The 20,007-nt window shown below is 27.8% G+C and carries 18 protein-coding genes; 3 read left to right on the forward strand and 15 right to left on the reverse strand.

The window, feature by feature from the left end; all coding sequences use genetic code 11:
* Positions 1-23: 23 nt before the first annotated feature.
* Complete coding sequence (locus tag KM800_RS02970; RefSeq protein ID WP_217811730.1) at positions 24-2,462, forward strand: transglycosylase domain-containing protein; 2,439 nt, start codon at positions 24-26, stop codon at positions 2,460-2,462.
* Between the two features lie 50 nt (positions 2,463-2,512).
* Here KM800_RS02970 and sigF read toward each other — a convergent pair whose 3' ends face one another.
* From sigF to KM800_RS02990, 4 genes are all read right to left on the reverse strand, one after another.
* Positions 2,513-3,268 (reverse strand): RNA polymerase sporulation sigma factor SigF, encoded by a 756-nt coding sequence (gene sigF / locus KM800_RS02975; RefSeq protein ID WP_217811731.1) that lies wholly within the window; start codon positions 3,266-3,268, stop codon positions 2,513-2,515.
* 9 nt (positions 3,269-3,277) lie between these two features.
* A complete protein-coding gene (gene spoIIAB, locus KM800_RS02980; protein ID WP_217811732.1) occupies positions 3,278-3,706 on the reverse strand; it encodes an anti-sigma F factor in 429 nt (142 codons plus the stop codon).
* Between the two features lie 15 nt (positions 3,707-3,721).
* Positions 3,722-4,057, reverse strand: coding sequence for an anti-sigma F factor antagonist (gene spoIIAA, locus KM800_RS02985; RefSeq protein ID WP_217811733.1), 336 nt, complete (start codon positions 4,055-4,057; stop codon positions 3,722-3,724).
* 403 nt (positions 4,058-4,460) lie between these two features.
* Positions 4,461-6,167, reverse strand: coding sequence for an Eco57I restriction-modification methylase domain-containing protein (locus tag KM800_RS02990; RefSeq protein ID WP_217811734.1), 1,707 nt, complete (start codon positions 6,165-6,167; stop codon positions 4,461-4,463).
* A 104-nt stretch (positions 6,168-6,271) separates the two neighbouring features.
* Between KM800_RS02990 and pdaA the strand changes: the two genes are divergently transcribed.
* Together pdaA and KM800_RS03000 are read left to right on the forward strand one after the other, a co-directional pair.
* The gene (pdaA, locus tag KM800_RS02995; RefSeq protein WP_217811735.1) at positions 6,272-7,114 is read left to right on the forward strand and encodes a delta-lactam-biosynthetic de-N-acetylase; all 843 of its coding nucleotides are present in this window, start codon (positions 6,272-6,274) and stop codon (positions 7,112-7,114) included.
* A 173-nt stretch (positions 7,115-7,287) separates the two neighbouring features.
* Positions 7,288-7,701 (forward strand): RrF2 family transcriptional regulator, encoded by a 414-nt coding sequence (locus KM800_RS03000; protein WP_217811736.1) that lies wholly within the window; start codon positions 7,288-7,290, stop codon positions 7,699-7,701.
* 29 nt (positions 7,702-7,730) lie between these two features.
* On the opposite strand, the gene KM800_RS03005 is transcribed toward KM800_RS03000, so the two are convergent.
* The 11 genes from KM800_RS03005 to KM800_RS03055 form a co-directional block, all read right to left on the reverse strand.
* A complete protein-coding gene (locus KM800_RS03005; protein WP_217811763.1) occupies positions 7,731-8,444 on the reverse strand; it encodes a WecB/TagA/CpsF family glycosyltransferase in 714 nt (237 codons plus the stop codon).
* Between the two features lie 15 nt (positions 8,445-8,459).
* The gene (locus KM800_RS03010) at positions 8,460-9,113 is read right to left on the reverse strand and encodes a sugar transferase (RefSeq protein ID WP_217811737.1); all 654 of its coding nucleotides are present in this window, start codon (positions 9,111-9,113) and stop codon (positions 8,460-8,462) included.
* A gap of 31 nt (positions 9,114-9,144) precedes the next feature.
* On the reverse strand, positions 9,145-10,116 hold the full coding sequence (locus KM800_RS03015) for an acyltransferase (RefSeq protein ID WP_217811764.1): 972 nt from the start codon (positions 10,114-10,116) through the stop codon (positions 9,145-9,147).
* Between the two features lie 38 nt (positions 10,117-10,154).
* Complete coding sequence (gene murJ, locus KM800_RS03020; protein ID WP_217811738.1) at positions 10,155-11,708, reverse strand: murein biosynthesis integral membrane protein MurJ; 1,554 nt, start codon at positions 11,706-11,708, stop codon at positions 10,155-10,157.
* Positions 11,709-12,815 carry a glycosyltransferase gene (locus KM800_RS03025; protein WP_217811739.1) on the reverse strand — a complete coding sequence of 369 codons (1,107 nt, stop codon included), beginning with the start codon at positions 12,813-12,815 and terminating at the stop codon, positions 11,709-11,711. It abuts the gene before it with no gap.
* A 15-nt stretch (positions 12,816-12,830) separates the two neighbouring features.
* Positions 12,831-14,090, reverse strand: a complete 1,260-nt coding sequence (locus KM800_RS03030; RefSeq protein WP_217811740.1) for an O-antigen ligase family protein — start codon at positions 14,088-14,090, stop codon at positions 12,831-12,833.
* Between the two features lie 63 nt (positions 14,091-14,153).
* Positions 14,154-15,413, reverse strand: a complete 1,260-nt coding sequence (locus KM800_RS03035) for an oligosaccharide flippase family protein (protein WP_217811741.1) — start codon at positions 15,411-15,413, stop codon at positions 14,154-14,156.
* Positions 15,414-15,453: 40 nt separating this feature from the next.
* Positions 15,454-16,674 (reverse strand): glycosyltransferase family 4 protein, encoded by a 1,221-nt coding sequence (locus tag KM800_RS03040; protein ID WP_217811742.1) that lies wholly within the window; start codon positions 16,672-16,674, stop codon positions 15,454-15,456.
* Positions 16,675-16,683: 9 nt separating this feature from the next.
* Positions 16,684-17,751, reverse strand: a complete 1,068-nt coding sequence (gene wecB, locus KM800_RS03045; RefSeq protein WP_217811743.1) for a non-hydrolyzing UDP-N-acetylglucosamine 2-epimerase — start codon at positions 17,749-17,751, stop codon at positions 16,684-16,686.
* Between the two features lie 20 nt (positions 17,752-17,771).
* A complete protein-coding gene (locus KM800_RS03050; RefSeq protein ID WP_217811744.1) occupies positions 17,772-18,863 on the reverse strand; it encodes a glycosyltransferase in 1,092 nt (363 codons plus the stop codon).
* A gap of 16 nt (positions 18,864-18,879) precedes the next feature.
* A complete protein-coding gene (locus tag KM800_RS03055; protein ID WP_217811745.1) occupies positions 18,880-19,986 on the reverse strand; it encodes a glycosyltransferase in 1,107 nt (368 codons plus the stop codon).
* Between the last annotated feature and the right edge of the window lie 21 nt (positions 19,987-20,007).

A 20,007-nucleotide genomic window follows, 5' to 3' on the forward strand; every position in this document is an offset into this window, starting at 1 on the left:
CAATTTTAATAAGGAGGGCAATTATGGGAAAGAGCCAAAAAAAGTCTCGGAAAAAAACTCCAAAGAAAACTCAGAAAAAAACTTTGAAACTCTCATTTACTATTTTAATCTGCATATTTTTATCAATAGTTGTAATATGTATTGGAGTTGGAGCAGCTATCATAAAAAGTGCACCTGCTCTAGATGTAAATCGTGTATTAAATTTAAATGAGCCTTCAGTTTTATATGATAATAAAGGAAATATGGCAGATACAGTGACCAGTACCGAGCAAAGAACTGTTCTTTCTTTTAATAATATACCTGATAATTTGAAACATGCTTTTATAAGTATTGAAGATGAACGATTTTATAAGCATAAAGGTATAGATATAAAAAGAATAGTGGGAGTAGTTTTAATAGATATTGAAAATAAACTAAAAAGACAATCTGGACTGCAGGGAGCATCTACTATAACTCAGCAGTTGGTAAGAGGTATATATCTGTCGCCACAAGTAACTATGACAAGGAAACTACAAGAAATGTATCTTTCCATAAAGCTTGAAAAACTTTTAACCAAAGATCAAATTCTTGAAGGATATATGAATACAATTTTTTTAGGTGGAAGAGCTTTCGGTGTTGAATCCGCATCACAACAATACTTTGGCAAGTCGGCCAGTTCATTAAATTTAATTGAATGTGCCTTTATTGCAGGTATACCTCAAAGTCCATCTGTATATTATCCTTATTCCAGTGCTTCTAAAAAAAATCCATCTATATATTTAAACAGAACAAAAAGTGTATTGAAAAAGATGTATGAAAATAATTACATAAGTGAACAACAATATGTTGAAGCTATAAATAATATAAATAAGGGAAATTTACATATAAAACCGTATACTCCCCAAAGCAACAGGTTGGAACACGAATGGTTTTCTATGCCTGCAATGCAGCAGGTAAAAAATGATTTAAAGACAAAGTACAATTACACTGATTCACAGGTTAGTCAAATGATAACTTATGGAGGATTAAAAATATACACTACTATGGATAAAAACCTTCAAAAGCAAACTGAAAGTATATTGAATAATTCTACTGTATTACAAAATAATTCTGCAAAAGATAAAAATGGAATAATACAACCTCAAGCTTCAGCTGTAGTTATGGACTACCATACTGGAGAGGTAAAGGCTTTAGTTGGAGGTAGAGGCACTCAACCTGCCATGTCATATAATAGGGCAGCTTCTCAAAGTTATTTAAGACCACCTGGTTCTGGAATAAAGCCTTTAACTGTATATAGTCCTGCTATAGAGTCTAAAAAATATACTGCAGCAACTATACTTGAAGACTCACCATGGTCAGATGACACAGCCAGAAAATATGGAGCAAATGGCAGTGCTTATAATCCAACAAATGAAGGTACTATTTCATATACAAATATGACATTGCGAACTGCACTTATGAAATCATCAAATGTTATAGCTGCTAAAGTAGAAGATACTATAGGACTTAAAACAGGTGCTTCATATGCAGAAAAATTTGGGTTGAATTTGGATACTACGGATAAATCAAGTATGGCTGCACTTTCACTAGGAGAAATGTACCATGGTACAAATACACTGCAAATGGCTGCTGCCTATGGAGTATTTGGTAATAATGGCATATATACTTCACCTAGACTTTATACAAAAGTTACAGACAGATCCGGAAAAGTAATTTTGGAATCAAAAGTAAGTTCTAGAAAGGTATTATCAGCAAATGCTGCATATGTAATGTTTGATCTTTTAAAAGCTCCTGTAAGCTCAGAAGGAACAGGTTCTGCAGCTAATTTTAGTGATATGGCTAGAGGTAAAACAGGTACCTCAAGTGATGACAAAAATTTATGGTTTTCAGGATTAACTCCCTACTACTCCGCTTCAGTTTGGATAGGAAATGATGATAATTCACAAATATCAAGTTTAAACAGTAACTCTTCAGCTGCAGTTTGGGCATCTATAATGACAGCTTTTCATGAAGAATTACCTTATAAAGAATTAACTATGCCTTCTGGAGTTGTAACTGAACAAGTTTCTTCTGAAACAGGCAAACTACCATCTCCACTTTACTTTTTGAATCCATCAAAAAGTAAATACTATACTGAAGTATTTATAGATGGTACTGAACCAACAGAAGAAGATACAATATCTGATTCATTATTTAATAATAATAATAAAGATTCCCATAAAACAAATAATCAGCAAAATACTAAATCAAAAAGAAAACATGTAAATACTCCAAATTCCAATGACAATACAACTGATTTAAATAATCAAAACTCCAATAATAAAAATATAAATAGTAATAATGCCAATAGTAATGTTAATACTACTGACAATACCAATAATACTACTAATACTACTAATAACAATACTAATAATACAGACACCAATAATACAGATACGACAAATGATGCAAACTCACAAAATCAATCCAAATTAGGCAATTAGCATAAACAAGTAGGTTTCGTAAATACTTTTGTATTACGAAACCTACTTGTTTATTGATTCAAAATATCTTTCATAGTTTTCAATACTTTCTTTTCAATTCTTGATACTTGCACTTGATTTATACCAAGCATTTTGGCAACTTGTACTTGAGTTTTATCTTTAAAATATCTTAACATTATTATTTGTCTTGACCTTACATCCAAACTTTTAAGTGTTTCCTTTAAAGCTATCCTGTCTACCATCTCAACATCTTCATTTGGATTCTGACTTAGCTTATCTATCAAGAGAACTGGTGCTCCATCATCCTGATGTATAGTATCATATAAATATTGCATATTATTTGCAGATTCCGATGCAAATATTAAATCTTCTACCTTTATTCCAGAGTACTTAGCCAGCTCTTCAACAGTAGGCTCTCTATTTAACTGTTTTGTAAGTGCCTCTTTATCATAATGGATTTTTTTAGCAGTGTTTTTTACACTTCTGCTAACTTTTATCATTCCATCATCTCTCAAAAATCTTTTTATTTCACCCATTATCATAGGTACTGCATAGGTAGAAAATTTCACATTATATGTTTCATCAAAATTATTAATTGCTTTCATAAGACCCATACATCCTATCTGGAATATGTCCTCATATTCATAGCCTCTATTTAAAAATTTCTTACTTATAGAAGTAACTAATGGAAAATTAACTTCTACTAACTTATTCAGCGCATTTTTGTCCCCTTTTTTGGCAGCTCTTATAAGTTTTAAATTGTCATTATAGTCATAATTAGATATTTTTACAGCTTCCTCACTCATATTATTCACCTAACTTAATGATTTAAAAACTTTTTTCATCAATACTCTTGTCCCCTTGTTCTTTTCAGATTGTATTTCAAGAGAATCCATAAAAGTATCCATAACTGTAAATCCCATGCCTGATCTTTCTAAATCAGGCCTGGAAGTATACAGGGGCTGCATAGCAAGATTTATATCTTCTATGCCAGCACCTTCATCTTGTATTATTAAAGTAAGTTCTTTTTCCTTTATATAAGCTTCAATTTTTACAATACCCTTTCCGTTTTCATAACCATGAATAATAGAGTTTGTAACTGCTTCTGAAACTGCAGTCTTTACATCAGTTAATTCATCTATAGTTGGATCTAATTGTGATACAAAAGCTGCTACTGATACTCTTGCAAAGCTTTCATTCTGCGATTTGCTAACAAACTCTATTTTCATACTGTTATCATACATGTCTCTATCCCCCCATTAAATATTATCAATAGCCTGCTCAACGCTGTCATACACCTTTATTATTTTAAACATACCTGATAACTGAAATACTCTATTTACTGAATCTATAACTTTTGCAATACAAACAGTTCCATTTTTTAAGCCTAGCTTTTTATACCTTCCAATTACAACACCTATACCTGAACTATCCATAAAACTCACATGAGAAAAATCCATTATAAGTTTCTTTATGTTATCCCTTTCAAGTCTATCATCAATCTTATTTCTTACTTCTTCAGCACTATGATGGTCTAGTTCTCCGGTCATATGAACTATAAGTTTATCATTTTTAACTTCAAATTCTAAATTCATATCATAAAAACTCTACTAAAACCATGGTTTAATATATAAAATGCCATATATGGTCTTAGCGTTAAGCTATAGCTTAACTTTAATTTTACATACAGTAATAATGGCATATTTCCATATGTCTAAAATTTATATATAAATGTATAAATTTTAGTATGTGCAAGAATCTACACAGTCCGAGTCAGACGCTCTTACCCCCTCTCCTTTGTAAAATTTTAAAAACCATTAAGTTTTATTAAAGTATTTGAAACTTCAATTTCATACATAAAAATGTTCATAATGTAAAATTAGATACTCTAAGATAATATTCGCTGTGTGGAATAATTTTCCTCTATTTTTATAATTTATTTTTTATTTATAATATATTTTTACCATATAATATATTTTTAAACATATTTAACTTGTATTACTTACATCTATTTTCCAATATATTTATTTCTTTTTTACTAAATCCAAAAAATTCATATAAATACTCAGTATCCTTAATATGGTCATAATCAATATATGGAACTTTTAATTTCATAAGTTTATTAGGATAATATTCATATAAACTTTCTCCTAATTTTTTAGCAAAACTCTTAATATAAAATTCATAGATGGGGCTATTTAGTATATACAATAACATTTCATAATTAAAAATGCTCTGTTTCTTTAATATTAGGCAATACACATCTGCACTGAAATAACTTCCCTTATCAAGTGCAAATCTATTATGAGAAGATTTATATGGAAACACAATTTTTTTATTTTCAAATATTTCAGGTTTTCTTGCCCATTGAATTTCATACCACATTCTCCTCCCGACTTTGCACTCTCGTCTATTTTCTAATTTTTCCTTATATCTACTTATATAATTTATTGAATTTTTATATGTTTGTTGTTCTACATTATTTAAATATATAATATATGTTTCTGTAGGATTTACCTTGTACTTATTAATATAACTGCTCTTTATCCATGGTCTAACTATGTCTTCTTCTATATGTCGTGTTTTAATAACTTGACGATTTAATATAAAAGCCCTATCACATCCAGTTATTATTCCCTGGTGGCTATCGCATATATCTGATAGTGAAATTTCACATTTTTCTTTTATCTTATTTAATATTTTTCTCTCATTCTCATCTATAATAACCCATTCTTCTGAATCCAAATCACCCTTTTTTATAAAAAATCTAGTGAATTCTCCTTTATTATTTGGCTTTATAATTTTTATTTTATTTTCATCACTACAATTTTTTTCATTTTTAAGAAAAATTATAATTGGGTCTATTCCTATATCTTTAAAAGGCCTTATACCATAAAAATCCACAATTAATTTTATACTTGCATTATCCAATATAAATTTTCTCAATTTTTTTCCACTTGAAGCTTCACAAAAATATCTGGATATTATAAAACCCAATTTTCCTCTTTTATTTAAACATTTTAATGCCTTGCTGAAAAAGCAGTAAGATACATCTCCCTTATCTTCATATACCTCTTTATACTTATCCTTTAATATTTTAGAATAATTTTTTTCTACATTTTTATGCCCTATATAAGGAGGATTACCTATGATAAAATCGAATTTATCTCTTATTTCATCCATTAGAAAATCCTTTACAATGAAATTTTTATTATTCATACTGCCACTTAATCTAAATAAGTCTATTTTTAATATAATAATAGCTGTTTTATCTATATCAAATCCAAACAAGTTATAGCAGACTATATGATACTCTACTTCATCTGGATTTAATTTTTTATTTAATTTTTTATTTATTTCATTAATATTATTTAGAAATATTTCTTTCAAATACTGAAAGCATGAAAATATTAAATTTCCACATCCACATGATGGATCCAGTATTTTAATATATGGATTATTGATCACTTCATTTGAATCTATTAAATTTTTAACCATATAATCCGCTATTTTTTTAGGAGTATATACTATTCCTGATCTTTTACTATCTTTTATATATTTGTAGTATCTAGTAGAAAACCTGTCTTTCACATTGATTTTCATGCTTCTTTTAAAAGTATCTATATAATCATTTTTTTCATATACAGATACTTCCTTATTTATAAATTCATATATTTTATATATAGTTTTTAAAAAATCATCCATATATTATTTATAATCTCCTTAATATATTTCCAATCTATTCATAGTATAAATTGTTCTATATAGTATACCATAAATATATCATAGTTATGGTAGGTGATATATAAATGAAAAAAAATATTGTGCATTTTTTATTAATATTTATAATTTCTACAATATTTATTTCCCAAATAAATATTTGTACTGTAAATGCTTCCAATACTCTAGAAAAACCTGTTTCCAATTCTCTTAAAGGTTTAGATATTTCTAAATTGGATATGACTGAAAAAAACTGGTTTTTCAAGCCTAAAAGCGATGGATTACCATCGGAAGAACCTGCTGATATTATATCTCTTCTGCAAAAATATTCTGGATATTACTTAGGAGATACCTCTAAAAAAGTGTTATATCTAACTTTTGATGAAGGATATGAGAATGGATACACAGGTAAGATACTTGATATATTAAAACAGAATAATGTAAAAGCAGCTTTCTTTACAACCACTCCGTATATACGGGATAATAAGGATCTAATAAAGAGAATGGTAAATGAAGGTCATTTAGTATGTAATCATTCAAACAAACATCCTTCTATGGCCCAGAGGGCTAAAACTCCTGATGAATTCAAAGAAGAATTCACTATTACAGAAGATGCTTATAGAAAAGCTACTGGTAAAGAAATGCCTAAATTTTTCAGACCCCCTATGGGAAAATATAGTGAATTATCATTATTCTACACAAAAAAATTAGGATATAAAACTATATTCTGGAGTTTTGCTTACAATGATTGGAACAGGGATAGCCAGCCTTTACCTAAATCTGCTAAAAAGAAAATAACTGATAGAACTCATAATGGAGCTATAATACTATTACACGCAGTTTCAAAAACCAATTCTGAAATTTTGGACTCTGTTATTAAGGATTGGAAGCATTCTGGTTATACCTTGGAAAGTCTTGATAAATTACCTTAACATTCATAAAATATTTTATAAAAATAAAAATACTTTCATAATTTTACTTTATATTATCTTCATATTTAGTTATAATTAAACTAACATATAAATACTATTTGATCATATAATAAAAAGGTTAAATAGTATCTTTGTTGAGCTCTATTAATATAATTTATATTTGGAGAGATAATATGAGAATTACACAAGAAACAGACTACGGATTTAGAGTTATATTATATCTATCAGGACTTGGATATGGAGAAAAAATCGAGGCTAAATCTATATCTAAAGATCAAGGTATACCACTTAGATTTCTTTTGAAATTACTTAGAAAATTAACTAGACATGGAATCATAAAGTCCTATAGAGGTGTCAATGGAGGTTACTCCCTCAATCGTATGCCAGATGAAATTACTTTAAAAGATGTTATCGAAGCCATAGATGGACCTATTTTTATAAATAGATGTCTTGATGACCCTGAAAACTGCAACATGGACAATAGTTCCTATTGTGCAGTACATCGTGCTCTATCTAAAATTCAGTCTAATCTAATTGAGGATTTACAAAAAATGAATTTTGGGAGATTGTTAAAAAAAACTCCTTAGATAAATATTATACAGTACAATAGAAAATACTATTTTTTATTGTACTGTATAATATTTATTAAAAATTTAGGTATTGATATTAATCTTTTTATTCTCCAGGGTTCTTTTATTACTCTATAAAACCATTCTATTCCAATATTAACCATCCACTTTGGAGCTCTCTTTACCTTTCCTGCAAAAACATCAAAACTTCCCCCAACACCCATGAATATATTACATGGAAGTTTTTCCATGTTGCCGCTTATAAATATATCCTGTCTTGGAGATCCCATTGCTACAAAAATGGCATAAGGTCTTTTTTGTTTTATATCTTCTATAATATTATTGCAATTTTTCAAATCAAAAAATCCGTTATGAGATCCAACTATATTCAAATTTTTATGGATGTTTTTTAAATTTTTCATACAATTTTCAAGTACATTTTGTTCAGCTCCCAAAAAATATACAGCCTTATTTTCAATCTCACATTTCTCAATAATCTGTTTCATTATATCTATTCCCGCTATCTTTTCAATTACAGGATTTTTTAAAATTTTAGATGCTATAACAGTACCTATACCATCAGGTATTATAATGGAATATTTACTCGTAAAACATTTGAATAATACAGGATTTTCAAGACCATTATACAGTACTTCAGGATTACCTGATATTATATTTACCTTTTCAAATTTTTCTATATAATTCATAAATTGTTTTTTGGTACCATTGAAAACCTTATAGTCCAATATATTCGTAAACATTTGTTCATTCATACTTTAAAAAGCTCCTTCACTTTTAAATACAGAAGAGAATGTTTTAAAAAGTACCTTTATATCCAACCATAGTGAAAAATTCTTTATATAAGTCAAATCATAGTATACAGTCTTGCCAAGTTCAATTTCTCCTCTTCCGCTTATCTGAGCCAAACCTGTTATTCCTGGTGTTACCATAAGTCTCTGTTTATATTCTTCTGGATAAACTCTTGCCACATCTGGTATTTCAGGTCTTGGACCTACCAGACTCATATTTCCAATAAGTACATTCATAAGCTGAGGAATTTCATCTAAACTTGTTTTCCTCAAAAAAGCCCCTGATTTTGTAATTCTATTATCAGCTTTACTTTGAAATATAAAATTTTCCAAATTATTTGTATCTATATTTAACTTTCTTTTTTTCTCTGCATTTACTATCATGGTTCTAAATTTATATATCGTAAAATCCAAACCATCTTTACCTACTCTTGTCTGCTTAAATATAACAGGTCCCTTAGAATCTTTTTTTATCCATAATGTAATTACCAAAAACACAGGACTTAAAATTATCAAACCAATAAGAGCAAGTATGAAGTCCACTATCCTCTTTACTATAAATTGAATTTTCTTGCTGCTTATGTCTTCAGCCGGATCAATTTTTATATCTTCAGCCTTCATGAGAGCCTCCTCATTATTTAATTTTTATATTTTATAAAAATTTCTTTAATTCATTTATTATTAAAGCTCCAAAAAATGTAATGAAAAACGCTTTTAATTCAAAGTGTAAACTATTCAATGCATATCCATTTGAGATATAATATTGTGTATAAAAATACAGTATTAATGCATGACATAAATAAATACTATAGGATCCTTTGGATATATATTTTATTATACCCATAAATAATTTATTTTTCCAATTAAAGCTGAATATAAATAATATAAACAAGGTACTGTATATTATAATCGATGGTCTTTGAAAAGTCACTAAATATTCTAAATTTTTTCCAATTGCTTTATAAAAAATAAGTGAATTCAAAACATACAACATGGAAATTATAAGACATCCTAAAATCAAAAAACTATAATTTCTTAATTTAGGTAATATAGTATCCTTGTGTTTTCCTATATATCCACCAATGGAAAAATAAAAGATCCAATACAGTAGATTCTTCTTGTCAAAAAACCACATATCAGGAGTCACATTTATAAAATAATATGTATATATAATCATAACTGCAGTAATACCAAAGCTCAATATTGCAAACCATCTCTTTCCTATAAATCTATAAATTATAGGAAATATCAAATATAATTCTATTATCAATGGTATAAAATATAGATGATAAAACACCTTTCCATGTATAATATAATCTATATTCTGATGTATATTATAATTTTTAGTTACAGCAATTATGTAAATTAAACACCATACAAGATATTGTGGTAAAACCTTTTTACATCTCTTCCATAAAAAATAAAAGTAATTCTCTTTTCTATTATAAGATATAGTAATACCCATTCCCGAAATAAATATAAAGGCAGGAACAGAAAATCTACATATCTGATTTAATATAAATGTAATATTGTACGTAGTAGGGTATGGATTATATCTGAGTGTAGTTGCAGAAATATGTATCCCTATTACCCCAAGTATAGCCATAGCCCTAATTACATCCATTTCCAAAATACGTTCCTTCTTAATTAAAAGCACCTTCTTTATCTATTGAATATTCTACTTTTTATTAAATTAATTAAATTTAAATATTCTCGAATTCTAACCATATATAAAGATACAGCATATACAATAGTTCCAATTACTAATGATGCAAGTATTGAAACCAGACTTGCCTTCATAGTACTTGCAAATGTATAATTGCATAATCTATTTATAATAAATATGACAACACCCATTATACCTGAAGCAACAATGACTTTTATAAAATTTATAAATATCCTTGAGATATCAATTCCTTTAATTCTTCTGTTCAAATTCCAAAACATGAGAATTGTAGTTGTCACTGCTGAGATGGTAGTAGCCAGTGTAAGCCCTGATACCTTCATATATTTAACTATAAATATATTTATAATTATATTTACAATTATACCTAAAAAACTATTTATCATAGGTGTTTTTACATCTTTTAAAGAATAAAAGGCTTTATTGAGTATATCACGTATCCCATATGCAATCATCGCAGGACAATAAAATAGGAGCGCATTTGAAGTCAGCTTTGCAGCCTCTAAAGTAAACGCCCCTCTTCTAAAAATTAAAGTTACAAGAGACATTCTAAGCATTCCTATAGCAACTGCTGCGGGAACCATTATAATTATTATGGTAGTCAACGCACTTGATAATGACTTTTTATATTTATCTAGATTTCCTTTAACTGCCAATTCTGATAATGTTGGATATACAATCATAGCTATACCAATAGCAAATACTTCATAAGCCAAAGTATTTATTTTATTTGAGTAATCCAGTACAGTAGCCGCTCCAAAATAAATATTTATTGCAAATGACCTATTTACAAAAACATTCAATTGAACTACTGATGTGCTTATAACTACTGGAATCATCAATTTAAACATTTTTATAGTATCACTATCTTTAAAATTCAATACTGGAAAATATCTATATCCAAGCTTTCTATATTTAGGAACATTTATTAAAAACTGTACAAAAAATCCTATTACAGTGGCTGCAGCGAAACCTATTATTCCGTATTTTGCTGTAAGAAATACAAGATATATTATATACACTATATTTGACATCAGTGCCATAGCTGCAGGTTCATAAAATTGTTTATGTGACTGAAGCGCCCCTGCCAGTATACTCTGCAGTGTTACAAATATAAGCGATAAGAACATTATTCTCGTTACATGAACAGATGTATTGAATATTACTGTTTGAGACGTAAAATTATGACCAAATATATATATTATCTGTTTTGTAAAAACGACAAGCAGTACAGTTATAATTACAGTTACAATAGAAGATATACTTATAATGTTATTTACAAATCTATTTCTCTTTTTTATATTTCCACTTTCTATGTATTCTGTATTCAATGGTATAAATGTAGTTGTAAGACCATAACTTATAGTAGTTAAAAGATATACTATACCTATTGCAAAATTATATATATCAGTAACATATGTAGCTCCAAATTGTGAAGCTATTAAAGAATCTCTTAAGAGAGCCAGTACCTTTCCCCCAATTATAAAAATCATAACCAATAGGGAACTTTTCATTAATGTCTTCTTTCCCATTTACTTCACTCCACCTAAAATATGTAAATATGTTTTATAATAATTTTCCCAGAATTTTTTCATTGAAAATCCATTTAACATATCCTTATAAAAATTATTTCCTACAACATCTAGTTTATATCTATTTAAATAAGATTTTTCCATTTTATTATATATATCTTTTTTGTCTTTTGGATTTATTAAATATCCATTTTTGCTATTAATAATTAACTTCATATCGCCTACATCAGAACATATAACCGGTTTTTTTAACAGAGCACTTTCAAGTACCACAAGTGGAGGAGCTCCTCCTTCATTAAATGAAGTAAGTATGCTTATGTCCGAGGCATTTATGAAATCCAGTACATTATTTTTAAAACCTGTAAATATAACTTTATCCTTCATCTTTAAATCTTCCACCATACTTTTTAAACTTTCTTCCAATTCTCCGTCTCCAACCAGAATCAATTTAGTATCTGAAAATTTATTCTGCAGCATATAAAAAGCTCTTATAAGTGTATCGTGATTTTTGATAGGATGCATTCTAGCCACCATTACGTATACAAAATCATCTTTATTTATGTTGAATTTCATCCTCAAATCATCTCTTGCTAATACTATCTTGGGAGAATTGAAATTTATTCCATTATTCACCACATATTTATTGCCTGTAAAATTACTTTCATCCAATAAATTCTTAAGATAATTTGATACGCATATATAATTATCAAATTTTTTAAGTCCTCTAATGCTTAAAGGTGTATATATGTACTTTTTTAACTTGTTGTTTAGAAAATCATATCTGTAATCACTATGGACTGTAACGGCACATAAAATATTCAATTTTCTATTTATTACAGAATATAAAAAATTTGATTTAGCTCCATGAAAATTTAATATGTCTATGTCATTGTGCTTTAAGTAGTTTAAAAATTTTTCACCTAAAATATCTTTATATCCAAAATTGACTACTTCTATATTGTTTTTAATAGCAGCATCATATAAAAAACCTTTCCCTATAGTTACAATAGAACTTTTCATATCAAAAACATCGTTATTGCAAATATTTAAAACATGTCTGGCTCCTCCACCATTATCATTTCCAGATATAACCTGTACTATATTCATGTTATAACCACCAATTTAAAATATATTTTTTATTTCAACAGGATTGTCATCACATTCTATTTCATATGCCTGCAGCACTGCTATAATAATCCAAAAAAATGCTATTACTTTAGGTGCTGAAAAGAAATCATCAAGTAAGTTCATTATCAAAAATACTATGAAAGATACAAAAAATCCCTTATAAAAAGCTGAATAAAATTTATCTCTAACATTTTTAATGAAATATACAAGTTTAACTATAATTGAAATTATAATTGCTATAAAAGCTACGCTTCCAAATACACCCATTTCGCTCTGCATTTCCAGAAAAATATTATGAGGATGTTTAGGAATAAAATTACTGGTTTTTAATCCAGGTCGCTGGTACATATACCTGGCTGCTGCTTCTTCAAAATTTCCATTTCCTACTCCTTTAATTGTATGATCTTTTATTATCATAGTGGCTACATCCCATATCTTAATTCTAGACGTATTCTGACCTATATCTGTTATTTCCTTTAATCTATCCCGTATTTGTGGTATAAAAGAACTAATTCCTACAATAGGAATTAAGACAAACAAAAATTTCAAGCTGTACATAATTCCAAAAATTATGCAACCAACAATAAAAGCAATCCATGCATTTCTTGAAAAACTAAATACTATATTTGCTAGAAATATACAGGTGCTTATTATGTAAAATATTTTTTTCTTTTTATCTTTTTTCTTAATAGCAAGCATTATTGTTGGAAATATAATCAAAATAAAATAAGCTCCTAGATTATTAGAATTTTCTAAAGTAGATGCAATTCTAATCCTTTGTACTCCCTCTCCAGCTTGAACAATACCAATTCCATTTATGTAGTAAAATATTCCTACCACACCTATTATAAGAGAAACACATATATAGCATAATAAGATACCTTTCAAGAATTTTCTTTTACTTCCTTCGCATAGTATTATAAAATATATTGCAATATAACTTATAAATCTACTAGTTGAACTTACAGATGATGTTATATCTTCAGCATATATAAAGGATGCTAACATTATAATTATAAGTGCCAATATTGAAAGACTTAAATAATTTGTAAAAAATTTTTTTATTCCCCGTATAAACCTTCTTCTAGTATCTTTAAAAAACACAAGTCCAACTAGATATATAACAATTACTATTGCAAGCCATATATCCCCATTAAAAGAAATGTTCATAAACTTATACTTACTATATATAAGAGGCATAATAATTATATAGAGATAAATTGATAAATATAATATCATATCATAAATTGCCATTTAATTTATTCCTCCACACTACTTATTTTAAATTTAAAATATTCTTCCAATTTCATATATAATTCAATTATTAATATAACGCATTAAATATATGTTATATAAAATTGATGATATTATATATACTGAAACTGTAGCTAAAGATGCACCTAAAGATCCAATGCTATTTATAAGAATTACATTTAATAATATATTGGCTATTCCCGTTATCATGGAATTATAAAAATTCACTTTTACCAATTTCATACTTGCAAGTATATTTCCAGATGGTGTTCTAAAAGTTCCTGCTACAAGATACCCTATAGATAATATTCTAAAATTAGTAACTGCATCAGAATATTTTTTAGTAAATACTATATTTATAATATAAGGTGCAAATACTATAAGTATAATAGTTATTATCAAATTAAAAATAAATAAATATTTAATAAGCATTTTATATTTATCTTTAATCCATTTTTTATCATTCCAGTGTCTAGCAAAATATGGATAGGCAAATATCATTATTGACATAGGAATAAAAGTAAGATTAAATGGTATTTGAGCAGCAGCACTATAAGAAGCTACAACTGAACTATCCTTTATTATAATTCCTACAAAGAAAGTATCCATCATATATAATATTTGCGACATCGCATTAGTAAAACAACAAACAACTGAATATTTCAAAAAATCTTTTTTCTCTTTTAATTTTGGATAGTCTATTTTTACAAGCTTTTTTAATCCATTTCTTATCATATATATTCCAATTAAAATTGATATAATATACGATATATATCTTCCTATAATTATACCTTTTATACTAAAATATCTTCCAAGTACAATATTTCCTATAAAATATAATAAAGTATTTATAACTGTAAGAGAAGAAAATTCATTATTTCTAAATTCCGATCTAAGTAACACTTGAATTTCATTAAAAAATATAGTTAAAAGAGGCATTAAAGACATGTAAAATAATATCTCAGTACTACCTTCAACAGGTAGTTTAAAAAAAGTAGTATATATTATAATACAAATAGCTATAATAACATTAAACATTCCTCCTATTTTAATTGCATATTTAAAATAGGAAAGCCTTTTTTCTTCTATATTTTCCATACTACAGTACTGAAGTGAACCTGATACCATTCCAAGTCCTTCCAGCAATAAAAACATATTTAATATACTTTGGGCATATACAAATTTACCATAAAGATTTACTGATAATATTCTAGTTAAAAGCATTACTATACCAAATTGTATTATTTTATTTATAAAATTTGCACTAAATATTTGAACAAGGCCTTTTTTTAACGCTGCCTTAATGGTATTTGTATCCTGCATAATAGCCTCCTCAGATTTTAAGACACATAATTTTAATTTTTTATAAAATATTCTTAAGTATATTTTCTAGATTTCTAGTTATTTTATCTCTAGAATAATTTTCAGTAACATACTCTCTTCCATTGGCTCCAAATACAGCTCTTAATTTTTTATCCTCAGCTAATTTTAAAACTGCATCAGCCATCTCTTCAGAATTTTCTGGTTCAACTACTATTCCCGCTTTAGCCGCATTTATAAGATTGGCAGCTTCTCCTTCTACGGACAGAATAATTGGAAGCTCCGTAGCTAGTGCTTCAAACATTTTAGATGGAAGAGCTCCTTTAAATAAATCCAGTTTTTTTAGTGGTATAATTGAAGCATCCATAGAAGCAATTATCTTAGGCATGTTCTTCTTGGGTTGCACTGGAATAAAAGTAACATTGCTAAGTTCTTTTTCTTTTACCATATTCTTGAGCTTTTCTTTTTCAGGTCCATCACCAACAAAAATAAATTGTATATTATCATGATTTTTTAAAATTTCAGCTGCATTTATAATAACTTCAAGTCCTTGTGCCAATCCATGTATTCCACCATAACATGATGCAAATTTACCTTCTATTCCTATTTTTTTTCTGAATTCTTCATCCCTGTTTTCTTTCTTGAAAAATTCAGTGTCTACACCATTGGTTATAAGATGAACTTTATTGCTGTCAAATCCTCTCATGATTATATTGTTGACAATCCCTTTTGTCTGGCCAGTAATTGCATCCGCTTTTCTATAACAAAATTCTTCCAACCAGGTAGATGCCTTTATTAAAAGTTTATTATGAAGCATTCCCAATTTAACCGCTGATTCCGGCCACAAATCAGATATATTAAAAACAAATTTTGCCTTTATTTTTTTAGATATTACATATCCTGACCAACCTAAAAAAAGAGGAGGTGACTCGGTTATAATTACATCCTGATGTCCAACATGTTTTGCTCCAGTAATTACAGAAGAAAATGTAAAAGATAGATAATTTCTGAGTCTTTTTATAAAACCTTTTTCTTTAGTGGCATATATACTTGTTCTTATTATTCTTATATCGTCAATTTCTTCTATTACAAGCTTCTTTCCCTTATATTGATCGAATATTTCTCCCTTGGGATAGTTTGGCATAGCTGTAAGAATTGTAATCTCATGTCCAAATTTTTTTAGACGTTTTGCAAATTCAAAAATTCTATTCTGGGGTGCTCCAACTTCAGGAGGACAATACTGAGTTAAAAATAATATTTTCATCTTTTCACCTTACTTATTATATATTTCCTTCTTTAATATATCTAATATTTTTTCTCCAGCTTTTCCATCACCAAATATATCTTCCTGTTTTCTTTCTGGAGTAAATTCTACTATAGCATTTAGAATATTATTTTCATTAGTTCCAACAATAATATTCCATCCATTTTCTACAGTTTCAACCCATTCAGTTTCATCTCTCATAGTTATGCATGGCTTTTTCATAAAAAATGCTTCTTTCTGAACTCCTCCACTATCTGTAACAATTTTCTCCGAATGCATTTCAAGACTTATCATGTCTAAATATCCTACAGGTTCAATTAATTTTATTTTATCACTAAATGTTAATCCATAATCATCTATATATTTTCTAGTTCTAGGGTGAAGTGGAAGCACAATTTCCTTGCCACTATCATTCAAAGCTGATACAATATTTTTCAGCCTATGTATATCATTGGTATTTTCAGCTCTATGTATAGTTGTCAAAATGTATTTACCATTATATAAATTTAATCTGTCAATTATATTTGATTTCTCCATAGCTAACTTTTTAAAATCTATTACAGCATCAAACATTACGTCACCTACATTATATACATGCTCTTTTATACCTTCGTTTTTCAAATTATATACGCCAGTTTTCGTAGGTGGAAATAATACTGAGGATATATGATCTGTCAATATTCTATTCTGTTCTTCTGGCATTTTCATATTAAAGCTTCTAAGGCCTGCCTCTACATGAGCTACAGGTATTAATAATTTACTTGCTGCAAGAGCTCCTGCCAATGTTGAATTCGTATCACCATATACTAATACCAAATCAGGTTTTTCCTTCAAATATATTTTTTCAAGTTCTATTAGCATGGTACCCGTTTGTTTACCATGATTTCCAGATCCTATTCCAAGATTATAATCTGGCTTAGGTATATTAAGTTCATCAAAAAATATTTTTGACATATTTTCATCATAATGTTGTCCTGTATGAATTAATACTTCTTTAAATTCATTTCTTATACCATTAGATACTGCTGCTGCTTTTATAAATTGAGGTCTTGCTCCAACTACAGTTAATATTTTCATAATTTCACCACCAACATAAATTATACATTTATTATTTCTTTATATATTCTATCCACTTTATTAAAATTATCTTCTATATTAAAATTATCTTCTACAAACTTTCTTGCATTCTTTCCCATTGATATTCTAAAATCTTTATTTAAAATTAATTTTTCCAGTGCATTTTGTATATCGTCACTATTCTTTTTTCTTACTAAGATACTTGACACATCTGGAGATGTTGCTTCAGGGAGACCTCCTACATTGGAAACTATAACAGGAGTACCACATGCTTGAGCTTCTACTGCTGCTACTCCAAAGCTTTCACTATCTAAAACAGAAGGGAAAACAGCTATATCAAATCTATTGAAAGTTTCTACAACCTGCTGCCTATTTAAGAATCCAAGAAATTTAACCTTATTATGTATTCCCAATTTTTGAGATAAATTTTCAAGATATTCTTTCTGAGATCCCTTGCCACCTATTTCCAATATTAAATTTATACCTGGATATTTAAAACTTACTTTGGCAAAACCCCTTATTAAATATTCTATACCATATTTCTCTTCAAGGGTCTTTATAGTACCTATAGTTATAGTATCTCTATCATCATATTTATTTTCAGATGGTTTTAATATATTTAAATCCACCCCAAATGGTGTGATTTCTATTTTCTTATCTGTATATTTACTAGTTTCTTTTGACATAACTTTACTTGTGGAAAGCACTTTATCTGCCTTTTTCAAATTATATTTCAGCATCATTTTATTCAATATTCCTGACTTAGGGAAATCAAATACATCACTTCCCCAAACAGATAATATAAATGGGTGAAATTTAGACAGTGCTGCCAACAATCCATAACTGGTTGCATAATGTGCATGAATTAAATCCGGTTTTATTTTATCTATAATTCCGCTTATCTTTCTAAAAGAAAGTATATATTTTAATTTTCTAGTAGAACTATTCTTTTTTATATCATTTATATCATAATTTAAATTATATACAGAAATACCATCTATGTATCCATCGTTTAGAGATATAACAGATACATCATATCCTTTATTTTTAAAAAAGTCACAAAATTTTTTAGTATGTATGCTATTGGCATCGGACAAATAACATATTTTCATATATATTCCTCCAAAATCATTTTTTTAAATCATTCATAACTTTGATTGCCCTTGCTTCCCATGTATTATCCTGTATAATATTTTTTATGTTATTTACTTTTTCTATATATACCTCTGGATTCTCAATTATATACATCAACTTTTTTCTAAGTTCCTCTTTTGAATAATCTACAGACCATCCTACACTATTTTTATCTATAAATTCACCCACTCCTGTTCCACTTGTAGCAATTATAGGTTTCCCATAAGTAAGATAATCAAATAATTTAACTGGCATTGCAAATTCTCTATACTCTTGAGGTTCTACAAATATGCTAAATAAATCTGCTTGTTTAAAATATGGAATTAATCCATCTCCTGATTCATGGATTACCTTTATTCTGTCATTGAGATACTTTTCATATTTTCCTTTTTCTACTGTCCACTCTTTCTCCCTGCAGCAAACAGTTAGGTCTAAATTTTTATTTTCACTTACTACATCAAACAAATACTCTAAATTGTAAAGATAATTTAATCCACCTACATAAAATATATTTAAATTTTTTCTTTTCTCAATTAAGGTATTATCATAATCTAAACATATTTTATCCTTTTCTGCAGCAGGAGGCAATTCTTCTACTTTTCCCTTGAAATCTATAGGTACATAATCATACATCTTTAGTGATGGAAGATACAAGGTATTTAAAAGTCGTTTATATCTAAATAGATCATACTTATAAAACATACGTGCAATAATTCTTTTTATAAAAGATACTGTTAGTTTATATTCGTCAAACTTCCAATATACATCTCTATAAAATAATCCTATATTTATTCCATTATTTGTACAAAAATTAAAAAATCCAAAATCTAAAAATGGGAATTTAGGAATATGATTTTTTTCAGTTAATAACGTAGGTTCTGTAGAACTTTCTGAATACATGAAATCATATTTTACCCCACTTCTAATTTTATCTTTTATTTTTTTTATATTATTCTTACGCTCTTTTCCACATCCCATAACTATATCTACATTGTATCCAATACTCTTAAAAGCATTTAACATTCTCATAGGTCTGATTTGAGATGCTGATGGCCAATCTTCATCTATTTTAAATGGTATGTGAAATATACAATTTGGCATACAATCCATCCTTTCAACAAT

This window comes from Clostridium tyrobutyricum (genome assembly GCF_019144085.1).
GTDB classification, from domain to species: domain Bacteria; phylum Bacillota; class Clostridia; order Clostridiales; family Clostridiaceae; genus Clostridium_B; species Clostridium_B tyrobutyricum_A.

Bases quoted from the DNA above. Each gene is read 5' to 3' on its own strand.
- KM800_RS03010 (WP_217811737.1), bottom strand. From the start codon at position 9,113: ATGAAGGCTGAAGATATAAAAATTGATCCGGCTGAAGACATAAGCAGC.
- pdaA (WP_217811735.1), top strand. From the start codon at position 6,272: ATGAAAAAAAATATTGTGCATTTTTTATTAATATTTATAATTTCTACA.
- wecB (WP_217811743.1), bottom strand. From the start codon at position 17,751: ATGAAAATATTAACTGTAGTTGGAGCAAGACCTCAATTTATAAAAGCA.
- spoIIAA (WP_217811733.1), bottom strand. From the start codon at position 4,057: ATGAATTTAGAATTTGAAGTTAAAAATGATAAACTTATAGTTCATATG.
- sigF (WP_217811731.1), bottom strand. From the start codon at position 3,268: ATGAGTGAGGAAGCTGTAAAAATATCTAATTATGACTATAATGACAAT.
- KM800_RS03050 (WP_217811744.1), bottom strand. From the start codon at position 18,863: ATGAAAATATGTTATTTGTCCGATGCCAATAGCATACATACTAAAAAA.
- KM800_RS03030 (WP_217811740.1), bottom strand. From the start codon at position 14,090: ATGGCAATTTATGATATGATATTATATTTATCAATTTATCTCTATATA.
- KM800_RS03015 (WP_217811764.1), bottom strand. From the start codon at position 10,116: ATGGATGTAATTAGGGCTATGGCTATACTTGGGGTAATAGGGATACAT.
- KM800_RS03040 (WP_217811742.1), bottom strand. From the start codon at position 16,674: ATGAAAATATTATTTTTAACTCAGTATTGTCCTCCTGAAGTTGGAGCA.
- KM800_RS02970 (WP_217811730.1), top strand. From the start codon at position 24: ATGGGAAAGAGCCAAAAAAAGTCTCGGAAAAAAACTCCAAAGAAAACT.
- spoIIAB (WP_217811732.1), bottom strand. From the start codon at position 3,706: ATGTATGATAACAGTATGAAAATAGAGTTTGTTAGCAAATCGCAGAAT.
- KM800_RS03000 (WP_217811736.1), top strand. From the start codon at position 7,288: ATGAGAATTACACAAGAAACAGACTACGGATTTAGAGTTATATTATAT.
- murJ (WP_217811738.1), bottom strand. From the start codon at position 11,708: ATGGGAAAGAAGACATTAATGAAAAGTTCCCTATTGGTTATGATTTTT.
- KM800_RS03025 (WP_217811739.1), bottom strand. From the start codon at position 12,815: ATGAATATAGTACAGGTTATATCTGGAAATGATAATGGTGGAGGAGCC.
- KM800_RS03035 (WP_217811741.1), bottom strand. From the start codon at position 15,413: ATGCAGGATACAAATACCATTAAGGCAGCGTTAAAAAAAGGCCTTGTT.
- KM800_RS03055 (WP_217811745.1), bottom strand. From the start codon at position 19,986: ATGCCAAATTGTATATTTCACATACCATTTAAAATAGATGAAGATTGG.
- KM800_RS02990 (WP_217811734.1), bottom strand. From the start codon at position 6,167: ATGGATGATTTTTTAAAAACTATATATAAAATATATGAATTTATAAAT.
- KM800_RS03005 (WP_217811763.1), bottom strand. From the start codon at position 8,444: ATGTTTACGAATATATTGGACTATAAGGTTTTCAATGGTACCAAAAAA.